At 56.8% G+C, this 4,139-nt stretch carries 4 protein-coding genes; 1 reads left to right on the top strand and 3 read right to left on the bottom strand.

Annotation, left to right across the window (positions count from 1 at the left end):
* The 3 genes from A3764_RS12280 to A3764_RS12270 form a co-directional block, all read right to left on the bottom strand.
* Positions 1–644: TniB family NTP-binding protein (locus tag A3764_RS12280; protein ID WP_150122158.1), on the bottom strand; the 644-nt coding region annotated here is incomplete at its 3' end.
* Positions 644–2,845 carry a hypothetical protein gene (locus tag A3764_RS12275; protein WP_150121463.1) on the bottom strand — a complete coding sequence of 734 codons (2,202 nt, stop codon included), beginning with the start codon at positions 2,843–2,845 and terminating at the stop codon, positions 644–646. The genes A3764_RS12280 and A3764_RS12275, both read right to left, overlap by 1 nt.
* Positions 2,842–3,612, bottom strand: coding sequence for a hypothetical protein (locus A3764_RS12270; RefSeq protein ID WP_067928850.1), 771 nt, complete (start codon positions 3,610–3,612; stop codon positions 2,842–2,844). Before A3764_RS12270 ends, A3764_RS12275 begins: the two co-directional genes overlap by 4 nt.
* Positions 3,613–3,859: 247 nt before the next feature.
* On the opposite strand from A3764_RS12270, the gene A3764_RS12265 reads away from it, so the two are divergent.
* A partial coding sequence (locus A3764_RS12265; RefSeq protein ID WP_201722427.1) for a transposase occupies positions 3,860–4,139 on the top strand: 280 nt, incomplete at its 3' end.

The raw sequence follows: 4,139 nt of genomic DNA, 5'->3' as shown, positions 1-4,139 counted from the left end.
TCGATCGGGCGAAGACGCCGGGTCAGCGTGGGATCGTGGTTGATCATGGCACGCCCCTCGGGCGTCGCCGTGAGGATGATGCAGATCGGCCATTCGGAGTGCTGCATCATGTTACGGAAACGTTTGATGAACACCTCGATACTGTCTGAGGTCTTATACCGGCCACTGTCCTGCACCTCGTCCAGATGCAGACCGGCGATCCCGCATTCCTTGAAATACTCCATGACCAAACGGGCAAGATAATCATCATCGCGCCGCGTATGTACCGGAACCTTGAGTTCACTCAGGATGGCGGTCAAGGTTTCCTTCACCGTGGCCCGACCGGGCACAATCACGCTGAGAATGCGACAGCCGAACTGGCGGTCGTCTGCGTCCTCGGCCAAGGCATGGTGCTCGGCGATGATCTCCTTGGCCAGCCGCGATTTCCCCGACCCGGCTGGGCCGATCAACGCAGCCCCTTTTTGCTCCGTTTTTCCGGCCCGCAGGCGGGCTTCACGTTGGGCAAGGACCCCAAAAACCCGCTTGCGAAACCCCCAATAGACGTCTGTCTTCTCAAAATGGTCTTCAAGGGCAACGATACGGTCCGCGATTTCGTTCTGCTGCGCGTATTCCTTACGCGCAGCACTCGTCAATTGAGCAGCCATTATTGGGGTCCTTTCCCGGTTTTGTTTTTGCGGGCTTTGGCCTTCGAACGGAAACGGTCCATCCCGGTCGGTGTGTCAGGTTCCGCTTCTTCCTGGATGTGATCGACTTCGAAACCACCCTCATCCACCGGATCGCGGTATTCCGCACGACCGATGAAGGGCTTTTCATGCTGGCCCTTGCCAAAATCGAGCTCGCGTGCGGCGCGTTCGACCTCGGCCTGCGAATATCCCACCATACCGATGTCGCACTGGCGCATGACGGTCTTCGACAGGTTTTCCCAGATTGCCGCGGCCTCTTTGCGGGCCCCTTCCTGCGCAAGGTTTTCCGCCTCAATGCGCTGACGGGCGAGCATGCGTTCCTGCTGCCAGACACGCAAGGACTTGCCGCTCATGCTCGGATCGATACAGCGGACCGAGATCAACTCGCCATCGGCAAGAACAGAAATCCCACCGAGATCGAACGGATCGACTTTGATCTCGAGCGTTTGCCCGGGCGCCGCAATACGGTCGACCACGCGGGCCTTGCGATCATTACGGATACGTTCATTGGTGTAAACGGTCCCCGCATAACGGATGCCTTCCTCTCCGACTTTGGCCTTGGCATAAAAACCGCAAGCCTCGCGCAACTGACCCGGTGACGGCATTTGGGTGCAATCGTATTGGGCCCCTTGGGTCAATTCTTCCCAAACAGCCGCAGGGGTCCGGTAGTTCAGCCCACGATGGGGTGTCTTGTGATATTCCGCGACAAATGCCAGCAGAATGGTGTGCAATTCGTCATCGGCGATACAGGCCTCGGCATTCGGCTTTCGATCATTGCGTGCCTGCGGGTTTTGCGCCGTATACCCCGGCAAATACCGGGCCAATTTCAAATCGGTGGTCCAGAAAAAACGCTCGATGTGACCACGCATGTTGGAGACACCGGCGACCGTGTTCATCTGGGTGGAGGAAAGCAGATAGGCCGCATGGGAGAACAGAGCACCTCCGAAAGGCTGCTTTCCGAACTCCGATCCGTTGTCATTGACAATTTCCTGAATGGGACAGCTATGGTGCCAGTCAGAGTTTTTGATGCCGATCTCGCGGAACAGATAAGTCTTGTCCATATAGGCCATGCGCAATGCCTCCAGAGAGGCATTCTCATTGGGCGTCCGGCAAATCGAGAAACCAAGAATGATCCGCGTCGCAATATCCATCAGGAACACAACCCAACGACGCACCCGTTTGACCTGGGCACGCTCTTCCTCAGTCATATTGTTGAGTTCTTCCCGGGTCGCGTCCAAAGTAACCAAATGGAACTGCCAGGCATCCGTCTGAACCACTTCACCAGGAACCGAGGCTTGGCGTCCGCCCTCAGAGGTGCCAAATTGTTTTTGCGCTGCGGCCAAACCATCACGTTGCATGACAACGAGAAACGGATCCAGATACTGGTCGATCCAGCGCTCATAGGTCCTTTGCGACAAAATTTTGAACTTTGTTGTCACCCCCATCTGCTCTCGCTGAGCATTGATTTGCTTCAGGTCCTCGATCAGCACGGTGATGATTTTGACCTTGGACGGACGGGTTCCATCTGCATATGCTCCAAGGCGTTCCAAGACGTAAACAAAGTCCGCATGCGCTTGGGTGGCAGCGTCAATCTGCACCTTGCGAGGAGCCAGAAAGGCATTCGGATTTTTGTCTGCTGCCTTATATGTGCGGAAATGGCGCAAAAGGGTGTCCGAGCTCGGCAGCCGTTTCAACCGCTGGGATGAATTCGGCTTCTGAGTGCCATACAGTTTCCGCGCCTGATAAGTGTCATAGTCATTGCCCATCAGAGTGTGAAACTCTTCCACCCCATCCCGGGTCAGCTTCATGCCCAGGTTCCGATAACGCTCCATCAAGATGCAGGCTTGCATGATCAAATCCACAGCATCACGCTGCTTCTTTGTGGCCCCAAAGAGTTCCGTCGCCCCATAAAGGGCGCGTTCTTCCTGGCGGGCGATGCTGTGAAACCCCTTCTCCACAAGCAGCGCTTCTGCGTCAAAGAGGTGCGGAATTTCCGCGGTCTCGAACTTGCGGAGATCCACATTTCCCTCGTCATTGACGACAGAAAACTGAAAATGGGTGATTGCTTTGCTCTTTTTATCCTGCACAGGCAGGATATGAGTGACCTCGCGACCTTCCAGGGTTACGCGGTCCGAGGCGGTAATGTTTCCGAAATACATCATGATGCATTGCTCCATAGTTGAGTATTGGGGGTAAAAAGGTCGAGTTTGTGTTTGCCGATGTCGCCATCACCGATCAGGCGTGCGGCGGCGCGGTAACCGCGCCCGGCGTTCCCAAGCCGCGAGGCCGTGATCAGCCCCGAGAAGGTGAAGCGAGGCCCCAGATCATTGGCCGCCTCCAGAACGATCCGATCGGCGTCAGGATCCCAGCCACGGCGGGCCATATGGATGGCTTTCGCGCATTCACGGGCCGCCGGATGGAAGCTGAAGCGCGACAAGACCTGGACGCGATCCGCGACATCCGCCGAACATTGCGTGGCGATATTGGCAACTTCCTCGAGGTAGGATTTGCGATTGGCCTTCTCATCGTATTTGACCGACACAAGCAACGTGGCGCCGGTTTTCAACAAGGTATTGCAATCCCACAGGGTGTGGGTGCTCTCACCTGCGAGGTTGATGTACGGTGTACGGGTCAACTGTTCGCGAAACGCGATCACATTCGGGTTGGCGGCGATGTTTTCGTACACCTGTGCTTCTTCAAAAGAGGCGCACCAAAACTGCTGAAGGGCAGCCTGGCGATGAAGGCGCGTCGTATAGGCCACCTTACAAGAGCTGCTCGACTTGCCGAGTTCCAGCTTGTTCAGGTGCGACGGCAGAACCCGCATCGGCTCGTCGGGGTCTGCCAGAGGCGGCGGCAAGACATCTCCCTCCCAAAGATAAGACAGGTGGGCATGGGGGTGGTTGGCCATTTGGCCATCAAGATCATCCATAATTCGTCCTCGTATTCCGGTTCCGACTGCATCGGAGGCTGGGGAAACCGAGGCCCGGTCATTCGGGCGTCGGGAGGGGTCTTCGGCGGTCCTGTCCCAGGGAGAGGTGTAACTTCTGGTAGCGCTTTTGGTGGCGTCCGCGCCCTTCATGAGGCGCCGTAGGACGTCATCAAAGGCGCGGTGGTCATCGGTGAATTTTCGGTAAGGTCGGGTTGCGAACATCAACCTGAACCGAAGGAAGACCCCGATGACCAAACCTATGATGGACCTGAAAGAGCTTGTCGAGAAGAGCGCGGATGCCGATCTTCTTCGAGATATGATCGGTTTTGCCGCCGAAAGGCTGATGGAATTGGAGGTTGGCGCAAAGACCGGTGCCGACTATCATCAGAAGACGCCGGAGCGGAAGGCGCAGAGAAACGGCTACCGCGAACGCGATTGGCAGACGCGGGCCGGGAACGTGGAACTGCGGATTCCGAAGCTGCGCACCGGCAGCTATTTTCCTTCTTTCCTGGAGCCGCGGCGGGCGA

It is taken from the genome of Sulfitobacter sp. HI0129 (assembly GCF_001635395.1).
Taxonomy (GTDB): domain Bacteria; phylum Pseudomonadota; class Alphaproteobacteria; order Rhodobacterales; family Rhodobacteraceae; genus Sulfitobacter.
Note: the sequence above shows the minus strand (reverse complement) of the source record. Positions and strands in the feature narration are given on the sequence as shown.

What these genes read in the sequence shown, in the direction of transcription:
- A3764_RS12275 (WP_150121463.1), bottom strand. Translation starts at nt 2,845, where the DNA reads ATGATGTATTTCGGAAACATTACCGCCTCGGACCGCGTAACCCTGGAA.
- A3764_RS12270 (WP_067928850.1), bottom strand. Translation starts at nt 3,612, where the DNA reads ATGGATGATCTTGATGGCCAAATGGCCAACCACCCCCATGCCCACCTG.